25 protein-coding genes are annotated in these 22,974 nt (G+C 68.8%); 16 read left to right on the plus strand and 9 right to left on the minus strand.

Features of this window, described 5'->3' with window-relative positions:
* Positions 1 to 5: 5 nt before the first annotated feature.
* The 4 genes from ACLARN_RS12145 (at position 6) to mptB (ending at position 5,228) form a co-directional block, all read left to right on the plus strand.
* A complete protein-coding gene (locus ACLARN_RS12145; protein ID WP_409491443.1) occupies positions 6 to 1,037 on the plus strand; it encodes an ABC transporter permease in 1,032 nt (343 codons plus the stop codon).
* Positions 1,034 to 1,939, plus strand: a complete 906-nt coding sequence (locus ACLARN_RS12150; protein WP_409491444.1) for an ABC transporter permease — start codon at positions 1,034 to 1,036, stop codon at positions 1,937 to 1,939. The genes ACLARN_RS12145 and ACLARN_RS12150 overlap by 4 nt, the downstream gene beginning before the upstream one ends.
* Positions 1,936 to 3,585 (plus strand): nickel ABC transporter ATP-binding protein NikE, encoded by a 1,650-nt coding sequence (gene nikE / locus ACLARN_RS12155; protein WP_409491445.1) that lies wholly within the window; start codon positions 1,936 to 1,938, stop codon positions 3,583 to 3,585. Before ACLARN_RS12150 ends, nikE begins: the two co-directional genes overlap by 4 nt.
* An 83-nt stretch (positions 3,586 to 3,668) precedes the next feature.
* The gene (mptB, locus tag ACLARN_RS12160) at positions 3,669 to 5,228 is read left to right on the plus strand and encodes a polyprenol phosphomannose-dependent alpha 1,6 mannosyltransferase MptB (protein WP_409491446.1); all 1,560 of its coding nucleotides are present in this window, start codon (positions 3,669 to 3,671) and stop codon (positions 5,226 to 5,228) included.
* A 288-nt stretch (positions 5,229 to 5,516) separates the two neighbouring features.
* On the opposite strand, the gene ACLARN_RS12165 is transcribed toward mptB, so the two are convergent.
* The 4 genes from ACLARN_RS12165 to ACLARN_RS12180 are packed head-to-tail and all read right to left on the minus strand — an operon-like array spanning position 5,517 to position 9,447.
* Positions 5,517 to 5,933, minus strand: a complete 417-nt coding sequence (locus ACLARN_RS12165) for a TIGR03668 family PPOX class F420-dependent oxidoreductase (RefSeq protein ID WP_409491447.1) — start codon at positions 5,931 to 5,933, stop codon at positions 5,517 to 5,519.
* 14 nt (positions 5,934 to 5,947) lie between these two features.
* Positions 5,948 to 6,574, minus strand: coding sequence for a class I SAM-dependent methyltransferase (locus ACLARN_RS12170; protein WP_409491448.1), 627 nt, complete (start codon positions 6,572 to 6,574; stop codon positions 5,948 to 5,950).
* A gap of 48 nt (positions 6,575 to 6,622) precedes the next feature.
* Complete coding sequence (locus tag ACLARN_RS12175) at positions 6,623 to 7,510, minus strand: LD-carboxypeptidase (RefSeq protein WP_409491449.1); 888 nt, start codon at positions 7,508 to 7,510, stop codon at positions 6,623 to 6,625.
* Complete coding sequence (locus ACLARN_RS12180; protein ID WP_409491450.1) at positions 7,507 to 9,447, minus strand: S9 family peptidase; 1,941 nt, start codon at positions 9,445 to 9,447, stop codon at positions 7,507 to 7,509. The genes ACLARN_RS12175 and ACLARN_RS12180 overlap by 4 nt, the downstream gene beginning before the upstream one ends.
* 133 nt (positions 9,448 to 9,580) lie before the next feature.
* On the opposite strand from ACLARN_RS12180, the gene ACLARN_RS12185 reads away from it, so the two are divergent.
* The 6 genes from ACLARN_RS12185 to ACLARN_RS12210 all read left to right on the plus strand — a co-directional run bounded on the left by ACLARN_RS12185 (position 9,581) and on the right by ACLARN_RS12210 (position 14,672).
* Positions 9,581 to 10,156, plus strand: coding sequence for a DUF3090 domain-containing protein (locus ACLARN_RS12185; RefSeq protein WP_409491451.1), 576 nt, complete (start codon positions 9,581 to 9,583; stop codon positions 10,154 to 10,156).
* A gap of 4 nt (positions 10,157 to 10,160) precedes the next feature.
* Positions 10,161 to 10,943, plus strand: coding sequence for an SCO1664 family protein (locus ACLARN_RS12190; RefSeq protein ID WP_409491452.1), 783 nt, complete (start codon positions 10,161 to 10,163; stop codon positions 10,941 to 10,943).
* Positions 10,928 to 11,821, plus strand: a complete 894-nt coding sequence (locus ACLARN_RS12195; RefSeq protein ID WP_409491453.1) for an aminoglycoside phosphotransferase family protein — start codon at positions 10,928 to 10,930, stop codon at positions 11,819 to 11,821. The genes ACLARN_RS12190 and ACLARN_RS12195 overlap by 16 nt, the downstream gene beginning before the upstream one ends.
* A 97-nt stretch (positions 11,822 to 11,918) precedes the next feature.
* Positions 11,919 to 12,734: a DUF3097 domain-containing protein gene (locus ACLARN_RS12200; protein ID WP_409491454.1), complete on the plus strand. Its 816-nt coding sequence runs from the start codon at positions 11,919 to 11,921 to the stop codon at positions 12,732 to 12,734.
* Between the two features lie 95 nt (positions 12,735 to 12,829).
* Positions 12,830 to 13,261, plus strand: a complete 432-nt coding sequence (locus ACLARN_RS12205) for an NfeD family protein (protein ID WP_409491455.1) — start codon at positions 12,830 to 12,832, stop codon at positions 13,259 to 13,261.
* A gap of 58 nt (positions 13,262 to 13,319) precedes the next feature.
* Entirely contained in the window at positions 13,320 to 14,672 is a 1,353-nt protein-coding gene (locus ACLARN_RS12210; RefSeq protein ID WP_409491594.1) for an SPFH domain-containing protein, read from the plus strand.
* Between the two features lie 227 nt (positions 14,673 to 14,899).
* Here ACLARN_RS12210 and ACLARN_RS12215 read toward each other — a convergent pair whose 3' ends face one another.
* Positions 14,900 to 15,439, minus strand: a complete 540-nt coding sequence (locus ACLARN_RS12215) for a hypothetical protein (protein WP_409491456.1) — start codon at positions 15,437 to 15,439, stop codon at positions 14,900 to 14,902.
* A gap of 81 nt (positions 15,440 to 15,520) precedes the next feature.
* Between ACLARN_RS12215 and ACLARN_RS12220 the strand changes: the two genes are divergently transcribed.
* Entirely contained in the window at positions 15,521 to 16,003 is a 483-nt protein-coding gene (locus ACLARN_RS12220) for a pyridoxamine 5'-phosphate oxidase family protein (protein ID WP_409491457.1), read from the plus strand.
* Positions 16,004 to 16,010: 7 nt separating this feature from the next.
* On the opposite strand, the gene ACLARN_RS12225 is transcribed toward ACLARN_RS12220, so the two are convergent.
* Positions 16,011 to 16,544 carry a helix-turn-helix domain-containing protein gene (locus ACLARN_RS12225; protein WP_409491458.1) on the minus strand — a complete coding sequence of 178 codons (534 nt, stop codon included), beginning with the start codon at positions 16,542 to 16,544 and terminating at the stop codon, positions 16,011 to 16,013.
* 55 nt (positions 16,545 to 16,599) lie between these two features.
* Between ACLARN_RS12225 and ACLARN_RS12230 the strand changes: the two genes are divergently transcribed.
* Together ACLARN_RS12230 and ACLARN_RS12235 are read left to right on the plus strand one after the other, a co-directional pair.
* A complete protein-coding gene (locus ACLARN_RS12230) occupies positions 16,600 to 17,952 on the plus strand; it encodes a M20/M25/M40 family metallo-hydrolase (RefSeq protein WP_409491595.1) in 1,353 nt (450 codons plus the stop codon).
* On the plus strand, positions 17,949 to 19,259 hold the full coding sequence (locus ACLARN_RS12235) for an MFS transporter (RefSeq protein WP_409491459.1): 1,311 nt from the start codon (positions 17,949 to 17,951) through the stop codon (positions 19,257 to 19,259). The genes ACLARN_RS12230 and ACLARN_RS12235 overlap by 4 nt, the downstream gene beginning before the upstream one ends.
* Here ACLARN_RS12235 and ACLARN_RS12240 read toward each other — a convergent pair.
* Genes ACLARN_RS12240 through ACLARN_RS12250 form a run of 3 tightly spaced genes read right to left on the minus strand, consistent with a single transcriptional unit; the run spans position 19,249 to position 21,646 of the window.
* Positions 19,249 to 19,611 (minus strand): MerR family transcriptional regulator, encoded by a 363-nt coding sequence (locus tag ACLARN_RS12240; protein ID WP_409491460.1) that lies wholly within the window; start codon positions 19,609 to 19,611, stop codon positions 19,249 to 19,251. The genes ACLARN_RS12235 and ACLARN_RS12240 overlap by 11 nt on opposite strands.
* Positions 19,608 to 21,065, minus strand: a complete 1,458-nt coding sequence (locus ACLARN_RS12245) for a DHA2 family efflux MFS transporter permease subunit (protein WP_409491461.1) — start codon at positions 21,063 to 21,065, stop codon at positions 19,608 to 19,610. The genes ACLARN_RS12240 and ACLARN_RS12245 overlap by 4 nt, the downstream gene beginning before the upstream one ends.
* The gene (locus ACLARN_RS12250) at positions 21,062 to 21,646 is read right to left on the minus strand and encodes an NADPH-dependent FMN reductase (protein WP_409491462.1); all 585 of its coding nucleotides are present in this window, start codon (positions 21,644 to 21,646) and stop codon (positions 21,062 to 21,064) included. Before ACLARN_RS12250 ends, ACLARN_RS12245 begins: the two co-directional genes overlap by 4 nt.
* 131 nt (positions 21,647 to 21,777) lie before the next feature.
* Here ACLARN_RS12250 and ACLARN_RS12255 point away from each other — a divergent pair, with 131 nt between their 5' ends.
* From ACLARN_RS12255 to ACLARN_RS12265, 3 genes are read left to right on the plus strand one after another with little or no spacing between them, the layout of a single operon-like run.
* Positions 21,778 to 22,056: a VOC family protein gene (locus tag ACLARN_RS12255; protein WP_409491463.1), complete on the plus strand. Its 279-nt coding sequence runs from the start codon at positions 21,778 to 21,780 to the stop codon at positions 22,054 to 22,056.
* Positions 22,056 to 22,373, plus strand: a complete 318-nt coding sequence (locus ACLARN_RS12260; protein WP_409491464.1) for a metalloregulator ArsR/SmtB family transcription factor — start codon at positions 22,056 to 22,058, stop codon at positions 22,371 to 22,373. Before ACLARN_RS12255 ends, ACLARN_RS12260 begins: the two co-directional genes overlap by 1 nt.
* Positions 22,374 to 22,411: 38 nt before the next feature.
* A complete protein-coding gene (locus ACLARN_RS12265; RefSeq protein ID WP_409491596.1) occupies positions 22,412 to 22,816 on the plus strand; it encodes an SRPBCC family protein in 405 nt (134 codons plus the stop codon).
* Positions 22,817 to 22,974: the final 158 nt, after the last annotated feature.

The raw sequence follows: 22,974 nt of genomic DNA on the forward strand, positions 1-22,974 counted from the left end.
CCGCGTTGACCGAAGCACTCAGTTCCCTCGACAAGACCCCGGCGCTCGTCGACCCCGACGAGCGCCGGGGCGGGACCGGTACCACCCGGTTCGTCCTCTCCAAGATCGGCGGCGCGCTGGCGAGCCTCGCGCTCGTCGTCGTGCTGGGGTTCTTCCTGTTCCGGACGTTGCCCGGTGATCCCGTGCGGTTCATGGTCCGCGACCGGCCGACCGACCCGAAGATGATGGCGGAGCTGCGACAGCAGATGGGCGTGGACAAGCCACTCCTGCAGCAGTTCTGGGACTACCTCGTCGGCCTGCTCCAGGGTGACATGGGGGTCTCGTACCTGCAGAGGCGCCCGGTCTTCGACATGATCGGCGAGCGGTTGTGGCCGACGATCCTGCTCGTCGGCAGCGCGACCGTGCTCGCGATCGCGCTCGGCCTGTGGCTCGGCATCCGTGCGGGCTGGCGCCGGGGGAGCAGGTTCGACAAGGTCCAAACAGGACTCGCGCTGACCCTGTGGTCGGTACCGCAGTTCTGGCTCGGGCTCATGCTGCTGGTGGCGAGCGACGGGCTCTTCCCGAGCCGGGGCATGCATTCCCCGGACGTCGCGCCGGGCTTCTTCAGCGAAGGTCTCGACGTCCTCCACCATCTCGTGCTGCCGTGCGTGACCCTGCTGGTGGTGTTCTACGCCCAGTACATGCTGGTCATGCGGTCGTCGTTGATCGGCGAGATGAACGCGGACTACCTCACCACCGCGCGGGCCAAGGGGCTGCGGGACGACCTCGTGCGCAAGCGGCACGCGGTGCCCAACGCCCTGCTCCCGACGGTGACGCTGGTGTTCATGCAGTTCGGCATGGTCGTCTCGGGCGCTGTCTCGGTCGAGGCCGTGTTCAGCTGGCCGGGTCTCGGGCAGCTGCTCTACGAAGCGCTCCGCGGCCCTGATCTGCCTGTGCTGCAAGGCGTCTTCGTCACGCTCGCCGGCGCGGTGGTGCTGATGAACCTGCTCGCGGAGTTGCTCTACCGCGTGCTCGACCCCAGGGTGCGGACGGCATGACCACAGCGGAAAAACCCGGTTCGATCGTCTGGCGCCGCCGTCGCGCGGCCGTGGCGAAGCACTGGCACGAATTCACCACGAACAAGGCGGGCGTCTTCGGGCTCGCGTTCCTCGGCGTCCTCACGGTGCTGGCGATTCTCGCCCCGGTGATCTCGGACGAGTCCGGCCTCGACGTCACCAAGGCCACCGGCGGTTCGCTGAACCCGCCAAGCGGGGAGTACTGGCTGGGCACCGAAATCGACGGCCGCTCGGTGCTGCTCATGACGTTCTGGGGCGCGCGGATCTCGCTGCTCGTCGGCTTCTCGGCGGCGTTCCTGTCGGTGCTGATCGGTACGATCGTCGGGATCGCGGCCGCGCACTTCGGCGGCTGGTTGTCCGGGCTGTTGCTGCGGTTCACCGACTTCTTCCTCGTGCTGCCGTCACTCGTGCTCGCCGTGGCGCTGGCCTCGGTGCTGGAGCAGGGCACAGCGACGGTGATCGTCGCCATCGGCGTCACCGCGTGGCCGAGCACCGCGCGACTGGTCCGGGCACAGACCCTGACGATCGAGGGCCGTCCATACATCGAGCGCGCGAAGGCGCTCGGCGGCGGCCATCTGCACATCGTCGGCAAACACGTCCTGCCGGGCGTCATGCCGCTCGTGCTGGCCAACACCACCCTCGTCGTCGGCAACGCGGTCATCGCGGACGCGACGCTGGCCTTCCTCGGCGTCGGCAACCCGAACAGCATCTCCTGGGGTGCCATGTTGCAGGCCGCGCTGAACAACGGCGCGATCAGCAAGGGCGCCTGGTGGAACCTGCTGCCGCCGGGCCTGGCGATCGTCGTGGTCGTCCTCGCCTTCACCCTCGTCGGACGCGCGCTGGAAACCGTGCTGAACCCGCGCCTGAAGGGACAGCACTCATGAGCCCCTTGCTGGAACTGAAGAACCTCGGCGTCACGTACGCCACAGGGAGCGGCGAGATCGCCGCCGTCCGTGGTGTCGACCTGGTACTCGAACCCGGCGACACCCTCGGGGTGGCGGGGGAGTCGGGCTCGGGGAAGTCGACCGTCGCGATGAGCGTCCTGCGATTGCTCCCGCGTTCGGCGACGGTCAGCGGGGAGATCCTGCTGGACGGCGAAGACGTCACGGCCATGAAGTGGGGACGGCTGCGCGCGGTGCGCTGGGCCGAGGCCTCGGTCGTGTTCCAGGGCGCGATGCACGCGCTCAACCCGGTCCGCCGGATCGGGGAGCAGATCGCCGAGCCGATCCGCCTGCACCCGCCCGGCGGCAAGGGACTGTCGGAAGCCGATGTCCAGGCCAAGGTGTCGGAACTGCTCGAACAGGTCGATCTGCCATCCGGGCGGGCCGGGGCGTACCCGCACGAACTGTCCGGCGGCCAGAAACAGCGCGTCATGATCGCGATGGCGCTGGCCTGCTCGCCGCGGCTGATCATCGCGGACGAGCCGACCACCGCGCTCGACGTCGTCGTCCAAGCGCAGGTGCTGGACCTGCTGGGCAGGCTGGTCGCCGAGCAGGGGATCGGGCTGGTCATGATCAGCCACGACCTGTCGGTGCTCGCCGCGACCTGCCGCCGGATCGCGGTCATGTACGACGGCGAGATCGTCGAGGAACGACCGAGCGCGGAGCTGATGAGCGCGCCGCACCACGAGCACAGCAAGGCGCTGGCGGCCGCTTTCCCGACCGTCGGCGATCCGGTGTCCCGGTTCGCGCCCGCCACCAGCACCCCGTTGCCGCCGGAACCGGAACGCGTCGGCGAGCAGCCCGCGTTGCTGGAAGCAGAAGACCTGCGTGTCAGCTTCCGTGACCGCACCGGAAAACGGATCAACGCCGTCGCCGGGGTGAGCCTCCAGGTGCGGAAGGACGAGATCGTCGCGCTGGTCGGCCAGTCCGGCTCCGGCAAGACGACGTTGGCCAGGACGCTGCTCGGGCTGCAGAAACCCGACTCCGGCGCGGTGCGCTACGACGGCAAAGCCGTTCCGCTCGGCGGCGCCGGGCTCAAGGCGTACCGGCGGCAGGTCCAGCTGGTCCTGCAAGACCCGACCAGCGCGCTGAACCCGAACCACACGGTCTACGAGGCCGTCGCGGAAGGCCCCCGCATCCACGGCATGAGCGCGAACGAGCACAAGATCGTCACCACGGCGCTCGAAGCCGCCGAACTGCGGCCCGCCGAGAAGTTCCTCGACCGGCTCCCGCACGAGTTGTCCGGGGGACAGCGGCAGCGGGTGGTCATCGCCGGTGCGCTCGCGCTGGACCCCAGCGTGATCGTGGCCGACGAACCGGTGGCGTCGCTCGACGCCTCCGTGCGAGGGGAGATCCTCGCGCTGCTGCTGCGACTGCGGCGTGAACTGGGTCTCGCCGGGCTGGTGATCACCCACGACCTCGGGCTGGCGTGGAACATCGCCGACCGCGTCGCGGTGATGTACCGCGGCGAGCTGGTGGAGGTCGGGACCGTGGAAGAGGTCCTGCTGGACCCGAAACACGACTACACGAAATCGCTGCTCGCCGCGTTGCCCGGTGGCGTCGCCCAGCGTTCGGCGGTCGACCGCTGAGCGACGGAATTCCCGTGCCCGACGCGGGAGACACCCATTGCCGCGCACTCGCACAGGCGCGGTGTGTAACCTCCAATCTCGAAATGGCGACCACGACAGACTCCCCGCAGATGCCCTCGGCCGGTTCGCTCGGCGAGCGGCTCCGGGTGCCATCCCGGTTTCCGTACCGCACCATCGCGATGGGAACCGTGGGCAGCACGCTGCTGATGCTCGCCGCGCTCGGCGCGGGCGGCATCCTCATCCGTGACCCGATCCTGGGCCACGGACCGTTGTCGTGGATCCGCTACGGCCACGGCCGCATCCTGGCCAACGTGATGCTCTACACGGGCTTCGCGCTGATCATCTGGGCGTGGGTGCGTCTGGGTCGCTACGCGCTCGCCGGCCGGATCGGCAGCCGTCCGATCGTGATCGCCGCGGCCTGCTGGATGGCTCCGCTGCTGGTGTCGCCGCCGCTGTTCACCCGCGACGTCTTCTCCTACCTCGCACAGGGCGCGCAGCTGCTGAACGGCCTCGACCCGTACGCCAATGGCCCGGCCGAGCTGAACGTGCTGCCGGACGTCGTGCAGAACGTCCACCCGCTGTGGCAGACCACTCCCGCGCCGTACGGCCCGCTGTTCCTGCTGGTGGCGAAGGGGATCGTCGCGGTCACCGGCAACGACATGATCTCCGGGGTCATCGCGACCCGCCTGGTGCTGATGCTCGGTCTCGTCGGGATGCTGTGGTCGCTGCCGCGGCTGGTGAAGCACCTCGGCGGCAAGCTGCCGATCACGCTGTGGCTCGCCATCGCCAGCCCGATGACGGTGATCCACCTCGTCGGCGGTCCGCACAACGACCTGTTGATGCTGGGCTTCCTCACCATCGGCGTGCTGGCCGCGCTGGAACGCAAGCACGTCCTCGCGATCGTTCTGGTCACCGTCGGCATGCTGATCAAGCCCACCGCGGCCTGGGCGCTGCCGTTCCTGGTCTGGGTGTGGGCGAACCACCTGCCCGGTGATCGGAAGGTGGTCAACTTCTTCCGCGCGGGCGCCGCGTCGGTCGGGATCTTCCTGCCGGTGTTCGTCGCGGGCACCTGGCTCTCGCTCGGCTCGGTCAACCTCGGCTGGCTGACCGGCCTCAAGGCGCCGACGCTGATCGCGAACTGGATGAACTTCCCGACCGGCATCGGTGAGATCTTCTACTCGCTGGTGAACCTGGTGATCGACGTCGAGGTCTCGCCGTTCGTCACCGTGTTCCGGGCGATCGCGATGGTCGGCCTGTTCGTGTTCGCCGGTCGCCAGTGGTGGCTGGCCCGCAACGGCGGCAACCCGGCGATTCACCGGATGGCGATCGTCCTGCTGGCCGGCGCGATCGTCCCGCCTCCCTCGCTGCCGTGGTACCTGACCTGGGGTTTCGTGGTCCTGTCCGCCTTCGAATGGCGGCGCCGGAACCTCGCGGTCGTCGTCGCGGTCTCGGTGTTCGTGACGCTGGTGTACTACCCGACCGGCGAGCAGGCGCTGTACGACTGGTGGTTCATGGCGGGCGTCGTCGCGGCGAGCGTGTACGCGGCGGCTTCGCTGCTGAGGCCGGACCCGCTGGGGGTCGTCGCCGCTTGGCGGGGGAAGCCAGTGGAGCAGTTCCTGCCCGCTGAGGCTCCGCGCTCCTGACTTTTGTACGTGAAGGGCCCTTTTCTTGCGCCTAGCGCAGGGAAGGGGTCCTTCACGTACTTGGGGGAGGGCTGGGTCCGGTTGGTCCGCGAAGTAGTGAAGGCCTCCTTGCTTACCTTGAGAGTAGGGAAGGGGGCCTTCACGCGCCGCGCTTGTGACCGGTGAGGCCACTGGGACAGTTGATGTCGCTGATGCGACCAAGAAGTCCTTCACGGACCATCAACCGTATAACGACCTATACGGCACCGCAAAGGCGCTGTTGCCGCGAAACGGCAACAGCGCAAAACGCTAAGAAGCCCGCCACCCACTCCAAGAGTGAATCAACGTGCTGACCACGCCATGGGGAGGCGGTTGCGCCTCGTACTGCGGATACTTCTCCCGCAACAGTCGCACCAGCGGCGCCTGCTCCTCGGGATCGGTCAGCACTCGGGCGACTCCATCCGCTCTCGCCCACCACAGCCCGGCCCAGTCTTCGTCGTAGTGGTCGGTCAGGAAGCTGACCGCGGGGTTCTCGGCGATGTTCTTCAGCCGCCGCAACGCCGTCGTGCTCTTCGGCTTGTGGTCGATCGCGAACGCGACCGAATCGCCTTCGACGACGAACGTCACCGGCACCAGGTGGGGCACGCCGTCCGAACCCGCCGTCGCCAGTCTCGCGATCCGCTCTCCCTCGAACCGGGTACGGGCTTCCGTCGGCGTCAACCGCATGCCCGCAACGGTACCTAGGCCGAGCGCCGGACGCGGAGCACGTTGTCGGAACGCGTTCCCTGCTGTCCTTCCGGGCCTGGGAAGTCGCGGGTGATCACTTCCTGGACGTCGACGGTCCATTCGCCTTCGGCCAGGGCCAGTGCCTCGAGCACCTCCGCAGGAGTCGGGAAGTGGACGTGCTCGTGGGGCGGCTCGTCCATCCAGGTCGGCCAGCCCGCGTGGCCCGCGACCACCAGGGTGCCGCCAGGCGCTACGGCTTCGGCGGCTCGGCGGAGTGCCTTGTCCCGTTCGCCGTCCTCGGCGACGGGGGAGTGGAAGAACTGCGCGGAGACGAGGTCGAAGCGCCCCTCCGGGAACGACTTCACCAGGTCGTGGCGCTCCCAGGTGATGCCGTCGACACCGGCTTCGGCAGCGTGCCCGGCGGCGCGCTTCAGCGCGGTGTCCGAGATGTCGACGGCGGTGACGCGCCAGCCCTGTTGGGCGAGCCAGATCGCGTCGCCGCCTTCGCCGCATCCGAGATCGAGTGCCGTCCCCGGCACCAGCGTGGCGACCTCGCGCACGAGGAGCGGGTTCGCGTTCCCGCTCCAGACCTGGTCCTTGTCCCGGTAGAAGTCTTCCCAGAACTGCTGTGTGGAATCCATGACCGAAAGATGCCTCCGATCCGGCCGAATCCGCCAGTTCCGTTGCCGTTATGGCAAAATCAGGAGTGTGCCCGCGTCGGCGTCGAGGGTGGCCCGCGCGCCGAGGGGAATGGTTGGAGACGCCGGGACGTGGCCGAAGCCGAAGTCCCAGACCATCGGCACTCCGAGCGGGCCGAGGCGTTCGAGCATCAATTCGCGGATCGCTTCGGGATCACCACATGCGCTCCAGGAGCCCAGCACGATCCCCTGGACGCCGTCGAGCCAGCCGGAACGCAGCAACTGGGTGATCATCCGGTCGATCCGGTACTGGCTCTCGGTGACGTCCTCCAGCAGCAGGATCGCCTCACCCGCCGAGCCCTGCTCCGGAGTGCCGAGACCGGAAGCCAGCAGGGCGAGGTTGCCGCCGATGAGGGTGCCGGTCGCGGTGCCAGGAACCAGCGGCGACGCCGTCGGCGAGGTGATCGTCCGTATCCCGTCCGGTTCGAACAAGGACAGTCGCAGGTGCTCGGCGGCCACCTCGTCGAACAGTGTGGTCACGGGCAAGGGGGAGAACAGCGTCTCCAGTCCCAAGTGGACGTTCACGGCCCGGTGCAGCGCGGTCACGTCGCTCGACCCGGCGAACACTTTGGACCCGGCCGCGCGCAACGCCGCCCAGTCGACCAGGTCGAGCATTCTCTGCGAGCCGTAGCCGCCGCGGGCGGTGAGGACGCAGGTCACCCCCGGATCCAGCCAGGCCTGCGTGAACTCGGCGGCCCGCGCCTCGTCGGGTGCCGACAGGTAGCCCGTGGACGCCGCCCGGACACACTCGCCGACGCGGATCTCGACACCCCAGCCATGCAGCACCGGCAGTGTCTTCTCGAGGAGGTCCGCAGGAACAGGGCTCGCCGGAGCGACCAGAGCGATCGTGTCGCCCGGGCGTACCTTCGGCGGCCTCACCGGCTCAGCCGGAGCTTCGGCACGCCGGGCGTCTCGAAGCCGAAAACCTGGCCGTAGAACGAAAGCTCCGCTTCGAGCGCGGCCACGATCGTCTCCGCTTTCCGGAAACCGTGCTGCTCGCCCTCGAACCTCAGGTAGGCGTGGTCGATGCCCCGCCCCGCCAGTCCGGCCACGAACCGGTCCGCCTGCTCCGGCGGGCAGATCTCGTCCTCCAGGCCCTGCAGGAACAACAGCGGGCCGGCGAGGGTGCCCGCGTTGTTGATCGGCGAGCGGTCCCGGTAGCGCTGCTCGGTCTCCGGCAGCGGCCCGATCAGCCCGTCGAGGTAGCGGGACTCGAAGTCGTGTGTCTCGCCGCCGTCGCCGGTCCACTGGGAAAGGTCGAGGATCGGGTACATCACGGTGCCCGCGCGGTAGGTCGTCGTGGTGGTCAGCGACGCGGCGGAGGTGTACCCGCCCGCGCTGCCGCCGCGGATCGCCAGCCGATCCCTGTCGACGGTGCCTTCGGCGGCGAGCGCTTCGGCGACGGCGACGCAGTCCGCGACGTCGACGATGCCCCATTGCTCCCGCAGCCGTTCGCGGTAGGCGCGTCCGTATCCGGTCGAGCCGCCGTAGTTCACCGTGACGACGGCGATGCCGCGGCTGGTGAAGTAGGCGATCTCGAAGTCGAGTACCGCGCTGTCCCGGCCGGTGGGCCCACCGTGCGGGTACACGAACAGCGGCGGCAGTTCCCCGTCCGGTGCGGTGAAGTCCGCGTTCGCGGGCAGGTAGAGGAAGGCCGGGACCTGTTCGCCGTCGTCGGTCTTGAAGATCCGCTCCACGGGCGTCGAAAGGTAGGCAGGCGACGGCGGTTCGGGCGTCGTCGCGAGTTCGGTCACGGTCCCGGTTTCGAGGTCGACCTTCACGACGGCGCCTTCCCGTTTCGGGCCTGCCGCGACACCGACGATTCCGCCCTCGTGGACGGCGAAACCGTTGGTGGACCACGCGGTCAGGTCGGCGGCGGCCGTCACCGGGGTCACTTCCCGGGTCGTCTCGTCGAGGATGGCGAGCTTGCCCGACGCGAGGACGGCGAACCGGCCGTCCCCGAGCGGCGTGAACCAGCGTGCGCCCAGTTTCCACTGTGCGCCGCCGATCTCCTGCTCCGACGGCGCCAAGTTCGTGATGCCGCCGTCGAGCCCGACGCGGTGCAGATTCCACCAGCCGTCGGGGTCGAGCAGCGCCAGCAGGCTGTCCGCCGACTCCCATTCGACCTGGCAGACGGCGATGTCCGCCGCACCCGCGAGCACGCGGTGGGGTCCGAACGTCCCGTCCTCGCGGATCTCCGCGACGCACAGTTCCGTGCCGTCCCAAGGCATCGCGGGGTGGTTCCAGCCGAGCCACGCCGCTCGCGCGCCGTCGGGCGACAGCTGCGGCGCGGTGAGGAAATGGTGGCTGGCTGCCAGAACCCGTTCCGGGCCGCCGTCGAGGGGAACCGCGATGAGGTCGCGGGCGATGTCGACGCGCCTGGCGCCGGTGCTGCGTTCGCGCACCAGCCACACTTCGCCGTCACGACCGGGCTTGAGGTCGCTGTAGCGGACGCCGTGCCGGGACGCCGGTTCCGGGGTCAGGGGTGTCGTCTCGCCGGTGGTCAGATCGCGGCGGTAGACGCGCTGATCCGTCCAGTGGGTGAAGACGAGGACGTCGCCGAGCACGAGCCAGGGACGTCCGCCGTACTCGTGGACGCGGTTCCGGACGTTCCAGGGAGCGGGAAGCACGTCTTCGACCGTGCCGTCGGCGCGCGACTTCACGAGGGTGACGCGGCCGCCTTCACCGGCTCTCGCTTCGGCCCACCAGACCTCGTCTCCCACCGTGTCGAGCCATTGCGCGCTGACTCCCGACGCCGCGACATCAGCGGCCGACAGGGGAGACGTCCAGGTGCCGTAAGGGGCGATCTCAACCACGGTTGAAGACTAGGATCGACTCTTTGCCCGTGGTGGCCCGGGGCACACCTGGACCCGGCGGGGTTTCGCCCTTGGCTGAACGGTGGGGCAGTGGATGCCGATCATGGGGCCGTGGCCTAGGGTCAAAGGTGCCATGTCTCGCGTAATCCACGTCTTCCGCCAGCCCGACCGGTTCGTTGCAGGAACCGTCGGCGAGCCCGGCGACCGCACGTTCTACCTCCAGGCGTCCGAGGACGTCCGCACGATCAGTGTGACGATCGAAAAACAGCAGGTCGTGGTCTTGGCCGAAAGGCTCAGCTCGCTGCTGGAAGAGGTCGCCAACCGGTTCGGCGCGGATGTACCGGACGACGCGCCCGACGAGCTGCTCGACGTCGACCCCCTGACCGTTCCGGTCGAGGAGGAGTTCCGCGTCGGCACGATGGGCCTCGGCTGGGACGCCGACAGCAGCGCCGTCGTCATCGAACTGCTCGCGATCACTGAGGGCGAGGTGGACGAAACGGTCGTTCTGGACGACACGGAGGAAGGGCCGGACGCCGTCCGTGTCTTCCTGACCCCCGGCGCGGCGCGCGCGTTCGCCGAGCGCGCAGACAGGGTGGTCAACGCCGGTCGCAAGCCGTGTCCGCTGTGCGCGGAGCCGCTCGACCCGGCGGGCCACATCTGCCCGCGGCAGAACGGGTACCGGCGCGACGTCGACGTCCTCGAGGACTGATCAGGTGTCGGAGAGTTCGCTGGAGCTGGTGACGCGCGGCAAGATCGACGTCGAAGGCAGGCTCGTCGACGCATCCAACGTCACGCTCTTCTGCAAGATCGAACTCGACGGCGTGACCGGCGACGTCGTGTACAAGCCGGTGTCGGGCGAGCGGCCGCTGTGGGACTTCCCGGACGGGACGCTCGCCGGTCGCGAGGTCGCGACGGCGATGGTCGCCGAAGCGTCCGGACTCGGCGCGATCCCGCCGACGGTGCTGCGTGACGGGCCGTTCGGTCCCGGCATGGTGCAGCTGTGGATCGAGACCACCGAAGAGGAACTGGTCGACGTCCGATCCCCGGAGGGCCTGCCGGACGACTGGCGCGTCGTGCTGCACGCCCACGATCGTGACGGTGAGCCCGCGGTGCTCGCGCACGCGGATCGCCAGGGGATGCGGGAACTGGCCGTGCTCGACATCGTCGTCAACAACACCGACCGCAAGGGCGGGCATCTGCTCGCCGGCGTCGACGGCCGGATCTACGGCGTGGACCACGGGATCTGCCTGCACACCGACCCGAAGCTGCGGACGGTGCTGTGGGGCTGGATCGGCGAGCGGCTCACCGAGGCCGAGGTCGGCAAGTTGCGGGGCCTGCGTGAACAGCTGGACGGCGAGTTCGGTGAGGCGCTGAGCGAGCATCTCACCGGGTTCGAGATCCGCGCGCTCGCCGAGCGCACCGACGCTCTTCTGACGGACGGTGTCTTCCCGGCGCCGGGTGACGACTGGCGTGCGATTCCGTGGCCGCTGTTCTGATCGACGATCAGGCCTGTGCGCGCCTGATCAAGCGATTCGGTGAGGACGTCGCGAGCTGGTGCGACGATCTGCCCGCGCTCGTGGCGCGGCTGGCGACGCGGTGGGGTCTCACCGTCGTCGACGCGAAACCGGGCAACACCGGCCGTACCCTGATCTGCGTCGGTGACGACGGTGCCAAGAAGGTCCTCAAGCTGACCCCCGATCACACGATCGCCGAGTCCGAGGCCGCGGCGTTGCGGGCGTGGGACGGCTGCTCTCGCGTCGTTCAGGTGCTCGCCACCGAACTCGCCGACGGGGCGATCCTGCTCGAAGGCATCGATCCCGGTACGCAGCTGCGGGAGTCGGGGGCGAACGTCCCGTGGGCCGAGGTCGGCGACCTGCTGACCCAGATCCATTCGGTGACCCCGCCCGCCGGTTTCTCGCCGCTCGAAGACCGTGTCACCTTCATGTACAGGCTCGCGGAGCGGGAGCTGCGCGGTTCGGTGGCCGAAGCCACCCTCTCGCTGGAGACCCTCGACCGTGCCCGTCTGCGGGCGCTCGACCTCGCGACCAGTGGGGGAGGGAACTCGATCGTGCATGGCGATCTGCATCCGGGCAACGTCCTCGACGGCGGACCCGGCAGGGGAGTGGTCGCCATCGACCCGCGACCGAGTGTCGGCGATCCTTCGTTCGACCTGGCCGACTGGGTCACGCTGCCGATGACCGAGGGCGGCACGCTCGAAGACGGGCTCGACGCCATCGCGCCGCATCTGCCCGGGTTCGACGCCGAGCGCGTCCGGGCATGGTGTGTCGCGCTTTCGCCGCTGTCCGTGATCCGCCCGCTCGAACGCGGCGAACGGACCCCGTTCGTCGAAGCGATGCTGTCATTCTGTTGGTGAACCTGAGTCCGCGATCGACGTCGGCAGGGCGGTGGATGACGGCCTGACCGGCGTGGCGGGGAGACGCTGACCCCGGCCACCGCTAGCGTCGTCCGCCGTGCGCTCCCATTCGTACGACGACGTGCTGTCCGGCCCGCGTAAGCGGAAGATCCCCGAGGTGCCCGCCGAACCGGGCCTCGTGGTCGAGGACCCTGCCAGCGGGTACTGCGGCGCCGTGGTGAAGATCGAGTACGGCAACGTCGTACTCGAAGACCGGCACGGCAAGCACCGGGTGTTCCCGCTGAACCCCGCGGGCTTCCTGCTCGAAGGGAAACCGGTCACGCTGGTGCCCGCGAAAACAGCTCCGAAGGCACCCGCCCGGCGGATCTCCGCGTCCGGGTCGGTGCAGGTCCAGGGACTCAAGGCCCGGGTCGCGCGGGATTCGCGCATCTGGGTGGAGGGCAAGCACGACGCCGAACTCGTCGAGCGGGTCTGGGGCCACGACCTGCGGGTCGAAGGCGTGGTGGTCGAACCACTCGATGGGGTGGACGTGCTGTCCGATCGCATCGGTGAGTTCGGCACCGGACCCGGCCGCCGTCTCGGTGTGCTGGTCGACCACCTGGTCGCGGGCAGCAAGGAGTCCCGGATCGTCGACGGGATCCGCGACGAGAACGTGCTGATCACCGGGCATCCGTACATCGACATCTGGGAGGCCGTGAAGCCGTCGGTCGTCGGCATCCGAGCCTGGCCGAAGATCCCGCGTGGCACGGAGTGGAAACAGGGCATCTGCGACGCGCTCGGCTGGGGCGAACCGTACGAGGGCTGGCAGCGGGTCCTGGCGGCGGTCGGCAGCTACCGGGATCTGGAAACGCCGCTGATCGGAGCGGTGGAACGGCTCATCGACTTCGTCTCCGACCCGGGCGATGAGTCCTGAATGCCCGGTTTGCGCGGGGTCACTCAAGGTCACGCGTCGGTCACGTCGGTTTCGCTTCTTCGGTATGAGTCGGCGCGATCTGGGAGCATGAACGCATGACAGGCGCTCTCATCTGGCTGATCGCCGGCATCCTCTTGATCATCGCCGAGCTGCTCTCGGGTGACTTGTTCCTGCTCATGGTCGGAGTCGGAGCCCTGTTCGGGGCGGGCTCGGCCGCGCTGACCGGGAACCCGTTCATCGACGTCGCGGTGTTCGCCGTCGCCTCGGTCGGGATGCTCGCCCTCGTCCGCCCGGCCCTCAAGCGCCGGTTCCTCTCGGGACCGGACATCAAGACCAACACCGACGCGCTGATCGGCGCGCGAGCGGTAGTAGTGTCCACTGTGGACGTCGAAAGCGGCCAGGTGAAGCTGGCGGGCGACGTCTGGTCGGCACGATGCATGACCGATGGGGAACCGATCGCCCCGGGGACATCGGTGACGGTCGTCGAGATCTCGGGCGCCACGGCGGTCGTTTCGGCCGCGCTGTGAGCCGGACGGCCGTACAGCAAAGGGTTTCTACGTAAGGGGAAGGTAGTTGTCAGAAGCAGTGGTGTTCATCGTCGTCGGACTGCTCGCGTTGTTCGTGGTCGTCGTCGTGGTCAAGGCGATCATGGTGGTGCCACAGGCACAGTCCGCCGTGATCGAACGGCTGGGCCGGTTCCGGACGGTGGCTTCTCCCGGCCTGACGTTTCTGGTGCCCTTCCTGGACAAGGTGCGGGCGCGGATCGACCTTCGTGAGCAGGTCGTCTCCTTCCCGCCCCAGCCGGTGATCACCGAGGACAACCTGACCGTGTCCATCGACACGGTCGTGTACTTCCAGGTCACCGACTCGCGGGCAGCGGTCTACGAGATCTCGAACTACATCGTCGGTGTCGAGCAGCTGACCACCACGACGCTGCGAAACGTCGTCGGTGGCATGAGCCTCGAGCAGACGCTGACCTCGCGTGACTCGATCAACAGCCAGCTGCGTGGCGTGCTCGACGAGGCCACCGGCCGCTGGGGCATCCGTGTCGCGCGAGTCGAGCTGAAGGCGATCGACCCGCCGCCCTCCATCCAGGACTCGATGGAGAAGCAGATGCGCGCCGACCGTGAGAAGCGCGCGATGATCCTGACCGCCGAAGGTCAGCGTGAATCGGCGATCAAGACCGCGGAAGGTCAGAAGCAGAGCCAGATCCTCGCGGCCGAAGGTGCCCGGCAGGCGACCATCCTCGGCGCCGAGGCCGAGCGGCAGTCGCGGATCCTGCGCGCACAGGGTGAACGAGCTGCCCGCTACCTGCAGGCACAGGGTCAGGCGAAGGCGATTGAGAAGGTCTTCGCGGCGATCAAGGCGGCGCGTCCCACTCCCGAGGTCCTGGCGTACCAGTACTTGCAGACCCTGCCGCAGCTGGCGCAGGGCGACGCGAACAAGGTCTGGATGATCCCGAGCGACTACGGCAAGGCCCTGGAGGGCTTCGCCCGCGCGCTCGGCGCCCCCGGCGACGACGGTGTGTTCCGCTACGAGCCGCCGAAGGAAGACCCGGTCGAGAAGCCGGTTCTGGAGGACGAAGAGGTCCAGGGCTGGTTCGACACCTCCAGCGACCCGAAGGTCGCCGAGGCCGTCGCGGCCGCGGAAGCCGTGGCGCGCAAGGAGGTTCCGGCGCTGGGTGTCGCGACGCCGCGGCAGGAGCCGCCCGCTCCGCGTCAGGTTCCCAAGGCCGCGCCAGCTCCCGAGCCGGAGGCCGCCCCGGAGCCCCCGCAGCAGCAGGCTCCGCCGCCTTCCCAGCTGCCTCAGCCCCAGCCGCCCGCCGGTCCGCAGGGAGGCCCGTACCAGGGACCGCCGTCACAGGGGCCGCGCAGTGGTCCGTTCCCGCAGCAAGGGCCGTTCGGCGGTCCGCAGGGTGGACCGCCGCCGCAACGCTGAGCCGAAATCCGAAAGAGGGCCGTCCCGACCGGGGCGGCCCTCTTCGGTACCGCAATTAGTCACCTGGTTGCGGCCTTCCGACGTCACCGAGTGCCACCCCGGCGTGAGCAAACCCCGCACTCGCGTGCTCAGAGGCGTAACTCGCGTGCTTGGAAGCGGATCTCGCGAGTTACGTCTCTGAGCACGCGAGTTACGTGTCTGCGCACGCGAGTTACGGGCGAACGGGCTTACGTCGCGCCGCCGAGGTCTGACGGTTTCGCCGGTTGAGCGTCACCGCCGAACGCTTCGGCGGCGGCGTGGACCCGCAACTCTTCGATTTCGTCGATCTGCCGCCGGGCCCGGTTGATCAGGTCGTCGAGTCGGCCTGCGTCTATGCGTGGGTCCCTGTCGGCGCGCACCCGCAGGGTTCGCCACCCGGCGGCCTTGCCCTCGACGCCCAGCCGCAATGCTTCGAACTCCACGACCCGGCTCAACGGGGATCTGGACACGAGCCGTCCGTTCGGCTTGATTCGCGCCGCCTTCTCCAACGCCCAAGCCGCGACAGCCTTGTAACGGCGGACCGGGACGTCCAAGGCCGCCATCACCGTCAGCAACGCGGCGCGGTCGTCCGCGATCTCGTGAGCCAGCTTGTCGAGCACACCGCTGGGATCCCGGTCGCGTTCGGCGCCGGCGACGCGTTTGGCGAGTTCTGTTCCGGCGATCGCGCCGGCCAGGTGGTCGTTGAGGTAGATGCCGAGCAGGGCTGTGTCGGGGGAAGAAGTGTGCATGACCCACGCGTACCCGATCCCCGGACGTCGAAACCGGCGGCCACTGGACCTCGACTGGAGTCGAAGTTGCAGGGTGGCGACATGGACCGATCGTTTTTCGCCGTACAGGGCTTCCTTGCCGAGCCGCGCCTGCCTGCCAGTGTCGCCACCACCACCGGTCGCGGGAACCCGGCTTTGGCGATGATGTGGTTCGTGGCCGAGGAGGGCAGGCTGTGGTTTCACACTCCGGTGTCGGATGGCCGGCCGACACCGTTCCTCGACGCGGCTCGAGGCCACCGCGAGGTCGCTGTCATGGTCGCGACGTTCGACCCGCCCGACGACGTCCGTCAGGTGCGGATGACCGGGCCCGCGAGGCTGGAGACCAAGGACGTGGCGCGGGTCCGGCGCATTTACGAACGCTACATCCCCGGCTGGTCCCCGGACTGGGAGGACCACGCGGCGTCGCAGGACGCGGTGCTGTGGTCGATGTCCCCGGACCGGGGGATGGCCGTCACCTACCCCGGTTTGGCGAACGGTCCGGTGTTCCGCTGGTCGAACGCGGCAGAAGGACCGTTCGGCTCCTGAGAATTCGTCAGGGCTGTTCGGGGCGTTCGGCGGCGTTCCACAGGATGGCGATGGGGGCCTGGCCGGGTTTCTCGCGTCCGGCGAACTCGTCGAGGAGCGCGTCGACCCTGCTGTTCAGTTCCGCCTGGTCGCCGGGATCCAGCCGCAGGACCGCCCGCCGCGTGTGCTGGGGGACCGAGGGGTCGTTCTCGCTGATCTCCGCGCGGTGCGCGTCGAGGATGGCGAGGTCGACCTTGGCCGTGAGATGACGATCGTTCGGCGGCTCGAGGTTGAGCCGCCAGGTCTTCTTGGTCGCCCGGTAGGGATGTTCCCAGGCTCCCTTGTCTCCTCGCCGGGGGGCCTCGGCCACGAGGAATCCGGTCGCGGTCAGTGCCCGCAGCCTGCGTAGCAGTGTGGCCGGTGCGACGTCGAGGCGTTCGGCGAGTTGCTGGTTGGTCCAGGCCGTGTCGAGGCACAACCGCAGGATGCGCCAGCTCAACGGATGGGAGAGCGCGCGCAACTCTTCAGGCGTCGCGGCTGGTTGCTCGATCGGTCCGGCCATTGACAGCACTGTAATCGATTTGCATACTCGAAATCAATTTCATGCAGTGAAATCGATGGGAGTCGGCGTGGACTCGGTCAAGGAATACGTGCAACAACACCGGTTGCGGCATGAGCGGGAGCTCGCCGACTGGATCGCGGTGCCCAGCGTGAGCGCCACGGGAGAGGGCATGGAACGCGCGACGCCCTACGCGCTGGAGTTGCTGGAACGCAGCGGACTGAGCGCGCGGGTCGTGGACACCGGAGGCTGGCCGCTGGTCGTCGGGCACGCGGCCGGTCCGGTGGACAGCCCGCATGTGGTGATTTACGGGCACTACGACGTTCAGCCGGCGGGGCCGCTGGAGGAATGGCACAGCCCGCCGTTCGAGGCGAGCGTTCGTGACGGCCGGATGTACGGACGCGGCACCGGCGACAACAAGGGGCAGCACCTCGCCCAGCTCCTCGCCCTCCGCGCGCTGCGCGACACCCAAGGGGGACTGCCGTGCTCGGTGACCGTCGTGCTCGACGGTGAAGAGGAGATCGGCAGCCCTCATCTGACCGGCACACTCGCGGCGATGCGGGAGGAGTTGGCCGCCGATCTCGCGCTGTGGAGCGACGGGCCGGTACACGACAGTTACGAGCCGACGGTCAACCTCGGAGTGCGCGGTGTGGTGGCCTTCGAGATCACTGTGCGCGGCGCGAACAGCGCGCTGCATTCCGGGAACTGGGGCAACGTCGCGCCGAACCCGGCCTGGGAGCTGACCTGGCTGCTGTCCACCATGCGCGCACCCGACGGCCAGGTGACCATCGACGGCTACGACGCGGGCGTGACTCCCCTGACCGACGCCGAAATCGACGCGGTCCGGGCCTTGCCGATCGACCCGGCCGCGATGCTGGCGGGAGCGGGACTGGACCGGATGGACGCCGGCCACGATGAGGGCATCAACGAACGACTCGCGATGCCGACGTTCAGCATCAACTCGCTGACCTGTGCCGACAACAACGAGCACCGGACGGTCATCCCGTCTGTCGCGGTGGCCCGGTGCGATATGCGGCTGGCCTGCGGGCAGCGGGCGGAGACGGTCATCGACGCCGTCCGCGCACATGTCCGGAAGCACCTGCCGCACGCCGAGGTGCGGTTCGGGGCGACCATGGAGGCGTCCCGCACCCTGCCGGACGCGCCGTACGCCGATCTCGTGCTGCGCGGCGTGACCGAGGCACACGGGAAGCGGGCGCTGGCCGTCCCGGCACTGGGCGGCAGTCTGCCGATCGCGGCGCTCACCGACGGTCTGGCCCTGCCCTGCTACGGCATCGCGCTGGCGAATGTCGACGAGCGCAACCACGCGCCGAACGAGAACTTCGAGCTCCATCGGTTTCACCAGGGCATCGTGACCGCGGCCAGTGTCCTGTCCAGCATCGGCCGCCGATGAACGCCACGGTGCGGATCGTCGCGGCCGCCTCGACCGGGAACATGTTGGAATGGCTGAGCTTCACGGCCTACGCGCTGGTCGCCGACGTCATCGCGCGACAGTTCTTCCCCTCGGCCGACCCGGTGACCTCTCTGATGTTGGCGCTGGGTACGGCCGTCGCCGCCTACCTGGTCCGGCCGCTCGGCGCGGTGCTGCTCGGTGTCTACGCCGACCGGGCCGGACGGCTGGCGGCCTTGACCGTGGCCATTAGGCTGATGACCCTCGGCTCGCTCCTGATCGTGGTCCTGCCCGGCTACCAGCAGATCGGCGTGCTCGCCCCGATCGGGATACTCCTCGCGCTGGTGATCCAAGGATTCTCCGCTGGCGGTGAGTTCGGCTCCGCCACCGCGCTGCTCGTCGAAAGCCACGCCACGCGACGTGGCTTCATGGGCAGCTGGCAAACCGCGAGCCAGGCGTTCGCGGTCCTGCTCGCGACCGGACTGCTCGCGACCACGAGCAGTCTCCTGAGTCCCGCGCAGTTCGACGCGTGGGGCTGGCGGATACCGTTCGTGGTCGCGCTGCTCCTCGGCCCGGCCGGCTACTACATCCGCACCAGGCTCCGGGACTCGCCCGAGTTCACCACCGCGCGTGCCGCGTCCGACTCCGGACCGCCTCGCCCGCTGGTCAACCTCCTGCGGAACGACAAGGCGCGGGTTCTGCTGGTGATGGGCATGATCGCGATCTCGACGGGATTCTCGTACCTGATCACCTACATGCCGACGTTCGCCATCCGGCAGCTCGGCATGTCCCCGTCGACGAGTTTCACCGCGACGTTCGTGACCGGTGTCGTCCTCACCGTGTTCACCCCCGTGGCCGGACACCTCTCCGACAAGATCGGGAGAACCCGGATGCTCACCGCGGCCGCGGCTGTCGTCGCGCTCATCAGCATCCCGTTGTTCCTGCTCATCCGCGCCGTACCGGATCTGGTGGCACTGGTCCCGGCCTTGGCGCTGATGGGCCTGGTCAAAGCCTGGTACGCGGGCCCCCTGCCCGCGTCCATGGCCGAGATGTTCCCGGTCGGCAACCGGGGCACCGGGCTGTCGATCAGCTACAACCTCGGGGTCATCCTCTTCGGCGGGCTCACCCCGCTGGCCATCACCCTGCTGATCGCGGCCACCGGATCGACGCTCGCACCCAGCTACTGGATCACCGCGCTCGCCCTGGTCAGCGGTGCCTGCGTACTGCTCGCCCGTCGATACCGGCAACCCGACCCCGCCGCCGATCGGCCCGAGGTCACGCCGGGAGCGAAAGCTCCCTTCAGCTCGTGAGGAAATCGAGCGTCCGGTACTCGTCGACCACCGCGGCGAGTTCGGCGATGCGGGCCTGCCCGGCCTCGATGAGCCGTTGCCCGGCGGCCGTCCACTGTTCGAGGTCGGGGGACATCGGCGGGATCTCGGCCAGGATCTCCGCGCTTTCGGCGAGGCTGAGCCCGACCCGCTGGGCGGCGACCGCGAGCCGGATCCGGCAGATGGCGTCGATCGTGAACCGGCGCGCGTTGCCCGCGGTGCGTTCGGCGGTGATGACACGGTAGCGCTCGTAGTACCGGACGGCGTTGGTCGACACCCCCGCCTTGCTCGCGACCTCGCCGATGGTCAGCGTGGCGTCGACCTTCGTCGTCATACCGCACTCCGTACCGTGGCAGGTTCCGCCACCGGGACGGCCGGCGCGGGCCGGGTCCTCAGCCTGACCACCAGTGCGAGCGCCATAACCGCGAGGACCCCGACGAGGGTCACACGATACGCGGAGACGACCTCGGCGATGAGCGTCGTGTCCGCCCCAGGGTCGCTCAGCGCCGCGAGACCCCGCCCTCCGGTGGCCGACGCGGTGAGCCCGGTGAACACCGCGCTCACCGCCGCGGTGCCGACCGCGGTCGCGATGGTGCTGGCCAAGGGGAGTATCGCGGAACCGGACGCGAGATCGGGACCGTGCAGGTTCCGGCCGGCGCTCACGATGGTGGGCATCATGATCGCCCCGGTGCCCGCTCCTTGGATCACGCCCAAGATCGCCAGCACCGTGTACGACGTATCCGGCGTGAGGACGAGCATGGTCAGTCCGGTCGCGGCGATCGCCAGGCTCAGCCCGGTCCCGACGACGATCCGCGGGCCGAAGCGTTCCAGGACACGGGCGGCGAACTGGATGCTGAGGCCCATCCCGATCGTGGCCGGCACCATCATCAGCGCACTGACCAGGGTCGAGTCGCCGCGCATGAGCTGGATGTAGGCGGGCATCAGCAGCATCGAGCCGAAGTACGGCGCGGCGTACAGGACGAGGACGACGGTGTTGCGCCCGAAGGTCCGGTCGCGCAGCAGACGGACGTTCAGCAGCGGCGCGTGATGGCTCCACGACCGGCGCGCGAACACGGCCACGAGCGCCATTCCGGCGACGACGATCGCCACCCGGGCCACCACACCGGTCGTCTCTTCGGTGAGACCGTAGGCCACCGCGACGACACCGGGGACGAGCAGCAGGGCGCCCACGAAGTCCATCGGGGTCCGCTCGGCCGACGGTGCCCCGGCGGGCACCCAGCGCAGCACGCCCACGACGGCGAGCAGGGCGGGCGGGACGGTGATGAAGAACAGTGCCCGCCACGACAGGCTTTCCAGCAGGACGCCGCCGAGCAACGGCCCGAGGATCGGCCCGATCAGCAAGGGCAGCCCGGTGATCGTGGTCATCCGGCCCCGGCGTTCCGGGGCCACCGCGCCGAAACCGATGGTCATCCCCAGCGGATTGATCAGCCCGCCGGCGAGGCCCTGTACCGCCCGTGCGGCGATCAGCCACCCGAGATCGCCGGCGGCTCCGGCGCCCGCCGACGCCGCCGCGAACACGAGCAGCGCGACCAGGTACACCCGGCGCGCACCCCAGCGTTGCGCGAAGGTCGCCGCGAGCGGCATCGCCGCGACCATGCCGAGGGCATAGGCGGTCACGATCCACTGGATCGTCGTGAGTGACGCGGAGAAGGTCGTCATGAACTGTGGCAGCGCGACGGCGACGATCGTGGTGTCGAGAACGGCCATCAACCCGCCGAGCGCGATCACCGAGGCGATGCGCAGTTCCTGTCCTGTCAGCCGGTTCATGCCGCACTCGCCTGTTCCGCGACGCGGCCGGCGCGCAGGGTGCGGGCCCACCAGTCCAGCTCGGTCATCGTCGCGGACAGCGCGCCGCGCTCGCCTTCGGTGGCTTCGTACCCGTTTGGGCCGAGACGGGTCCACGGGGCGTTCAGCAGCACCGCGTCGCGGGTGGTGGTGGCCCTCAGTTCGGGGAAGATCAACCGCAGCTGCTCGATCGCGCGGATGCCGCCCGAACCGGCGCCGTAGCCGACGAACGCGACGGGTTTGTACGCCCATTCCTTGTAGTGCCAGTCGATCGCGTTCTTCAGCGCGGCCGGGAAGCTGTGGTTGTACTCCGGGGTGACGACCAGGTAGGCGTCGGCGGCGTGCAGCCTGCCGCTGATCGCCGTCGCGGTCCCACCGGGCTGCGTTCCTTGCAGCGGGAGATCGACGTCGGCGAGGTCGATCGGGTCGACCTCCAGACCGTCGATCGCGGCGAGTTCGGTCAGCAGCCAGCCCGTGATGGCGTCGGCGAATCGCTCGTGGCGGACGCTGCCGATGATCACGGCGAGGCGAAGCGGGGACTGTGCGGTGGTTTCTGTGTTCATGCCGATGACGCTAAAAGCTCGTCCATAGGCGAACTCAAGCCGTTGCGGCACTGGTCACGATCCCTGGACCTCCATCTTGGTGGAGGTTGTACAGGTTGACATGTAGGGAAAAGCCTACGTATTGTGCGAGTATGAACATCGACCGGATCCAGTTCCTCACCGTGCCCGTTTCCGATCAAGCCAAGGCGCGGGACTTCTGCGTCGGCGATCTCGACCACGACGCGCGAGTGCATCTCCAGTTGACCACCACCACCGACGTCGACGCCGACATCGGGAAGCTTCGCGCGCAGGGTGTCGAAGTGGACGACGCCGAGGAGATGGCTTGGGGGCGAGTGACGTCCCTGAAGGATCTGGACGGCAACGGGATCGGGTTGCTCGAACCGTCGGGCTACGGGAATTGGCCGCGCTGATGCCGGTCAACGACGACGTCTTCGCCGCGCTCGCCCATCCGGCCCGGCGCGAGGTGCTGGGCATCCTCCTCGAAGGCCCGCGGGCCGCGGGGGAGATCGCCGAACGCTTCGACATGCGGCGCCCGAGTCTGTCGGAACACCTTCGAGTGTTACGGGAGGCAGGCCTCGTGCAAGAAGAGAGGCAGGGCCGCAATCGCGTCTACTCTCTGGAAGCCGCGCCGCTGCAAGAGGTTTCCGACTGGCTTTCGCCGTACGAGCGGTACTGGCGCGGCAAACTCGGCAACCTGCGTGACCTGCTCGACGAGGAGGACTTCTGAACGGCGAGGATCCGACGGCCATCCACGTCGACCAGTTCCTGGCGCATCCACCCCGCAAAGTGTGGCGCGCATTGACCGAGCCGGGCCTGCTCGAACGCTGGCTGCGGATGCCGAACGACATCAAACCCGTGGTGGGCCACCGGTTCGAACTGCTCGCGGATCCGGTGCCCGCCGCGGGATTCGCAGGCGGCCCGGTGGCTTGCGAAGTCCTGGCCGTCGAGCCGGAACGGCTGCTCAGCATCAGCTGGGGTCCGGAGTGGACGGTCACCTGGCGGCTCGAACCGGAGGGACGGGGCACCCGGTTGTTCCTCAGTCACGAGGGTTTCGACCCCGACGACGAGTTCCAGCGGATGTCACGCCGGATCATGGGCGGCGGCTGGCGCACCGGAGTCCCGAAGGCACTGGCTCGCGTGCTGGACGAGATGCCTCCTCCAAGTACATGAAGGTCCCCTTCCTGTACCTAGGCGCAGGGGCCCGGCAAAGTCGCATAGCTGGTGGTCGGCGCTGCTCTTGGTGATCCGGACTTGGCGCGCTGACTACCTGAGCGTGGAGGATTTGGGACGTTGAACGTCCCAAATCCTCCACGCTCAGGGGCGAACGC

This window comes from Amycolatopsis sp. cmx-11-12 (genome assembly GCF_046269425.1).
Lineage (GTDB): Bacteria > Actinomycetota > Actinomycetes > Mycobacteriales > Pseudonocardiaceae > Amycolatopsis.

What these genes read in the sequence shown, in the direction of transcription:
- ACLARN_RS12165 (WP_409491447.1), bottom strand. Translation starts at nt 5,933, where the DNA reads ATGCGGTTGACGCCGACGGAAGCCCGTACCCGGTTCGAGGGAGAGCGG.
- nikE (WP_409491445.1), top strand. Translation starts at nt 1,936, where the DNA reads ATGAGCCCCTTGCTGGAACTGAAGAACCTCGGCGTCACGTACGCCACA.
- ACLARN_RS12230 (WP_409491595.1), top strand. Translation starts at nt 16,600, where the DNA reads ATGGGAGTCGGCGTGGACTCGGTCAAGGAATACGTGCAACAACACCGG.
- ACLARN_RS12225 (WP_409491458.1), bottom strand. Translation starts at nt 16,544, where the DNA reads ATGGCCGGACCGATCGAGCAACCAGCCGCGACGCCTGAAGAGTTGCGC.
- ACLARN_RS12250 (WP_409491462.1), bottom strand. Translation starts at nt 21,646, where the DNA reads ATGAACACAGAAACCACCGCACAGTCCCCGCTTCGCCTCGCCGTGATC.
- mptB (WP_409491446.1), top strand. Translation starts at nt 3,669, where the DNA reads ATGGCGACCACGACAGACTCCCCGCAGATGCCCTCGGCCGGTTCGCTC.
- ACLARN_RS12235 (WP_409491459.1), top strand. Translation starts at nt 17,949, where the DNA reads ATGAACGCCACGGTGCGGATCGTCGCGGCCGCCTCGACCGGGAACATG.
- ACLARN_RS12215 (WP_409491456.1), bottom strand. Translation starts at nt 15,439, where the DNA reads ATGCACACTTCTTCCCCCGACACAGCCCTGCTCGGCATCTACCTCAAC.
- ACLARN_RS12205 (WP_409491455.1), top strand. Translation starts at nt 12,830, where the DNA reads ATGACAGGCGCTCTCATCTGGCTGATCGCCGGCATCCTCTTGATCATC.
- ACLARN_RS12185 (WP_409491451.1), top strand. Translation starts at nt 9,581, where the DNA reads ATGTCTCGCGTAATCCACGTCTTCCGCCAGCCCGACCGGTTCGTTGCA.
- ACLARN_RS12150 (WP_409491444.1), top strand. Translation starts at nt 1,034, where the DNA reads ATGACCACAGCGGAAAAACCCGGTTCGATCGTCTGGCGCCGCCGTCGC.
- ACLARN_RS12260 (WP_409491464.1), top strand. Translation starts at nt 22,056, where the DNA reads ATGCCGGTCAACGACGACGTCTTCGCCGCGCTCGCCCATCCGGCCCGG.
- ACLARN_RS12170 (WP_409491448.1), bottom strand. Translation starts at nt 6,574, where the DNA reads ATGGATTCCACACAGCAGTTCTGGGAAGACTTCTACCGGGACAAGGAC.
- ACLARN_RS12255 (WP_409491463.1), top strand. Translation starts at nt 21,778, where the DNA reads ATGAACATCGACCGGATCCAGTTCCTCACCGTGCCCGTTTCCGATCAA.
- ACLARN_RS12245 (WP_409491461.1), bottom strand. Translation starts at nt 21,065, where the DNA reads ATGAACCGGCTGACAGGACAGGAACTGCGCATCGCCTCGGTGATCGCG.
- ACLARN_RS12220 (WP_409491457.1), top strand. Translation starts at nt 15,521, where the DNA reads ATGGACCGATCGTTTTTCGCCGTACAGGGCTTCCTTGCCGAGCCGCGC.
- ACLARN_RS12240 (WP_409491460.1), bottom strand. Translation starts at nt 19,611, where the DNA reads ATGACGACGAAGGTCGACGCCACGCTGACCATCGGCGAGGTCGCGAGC.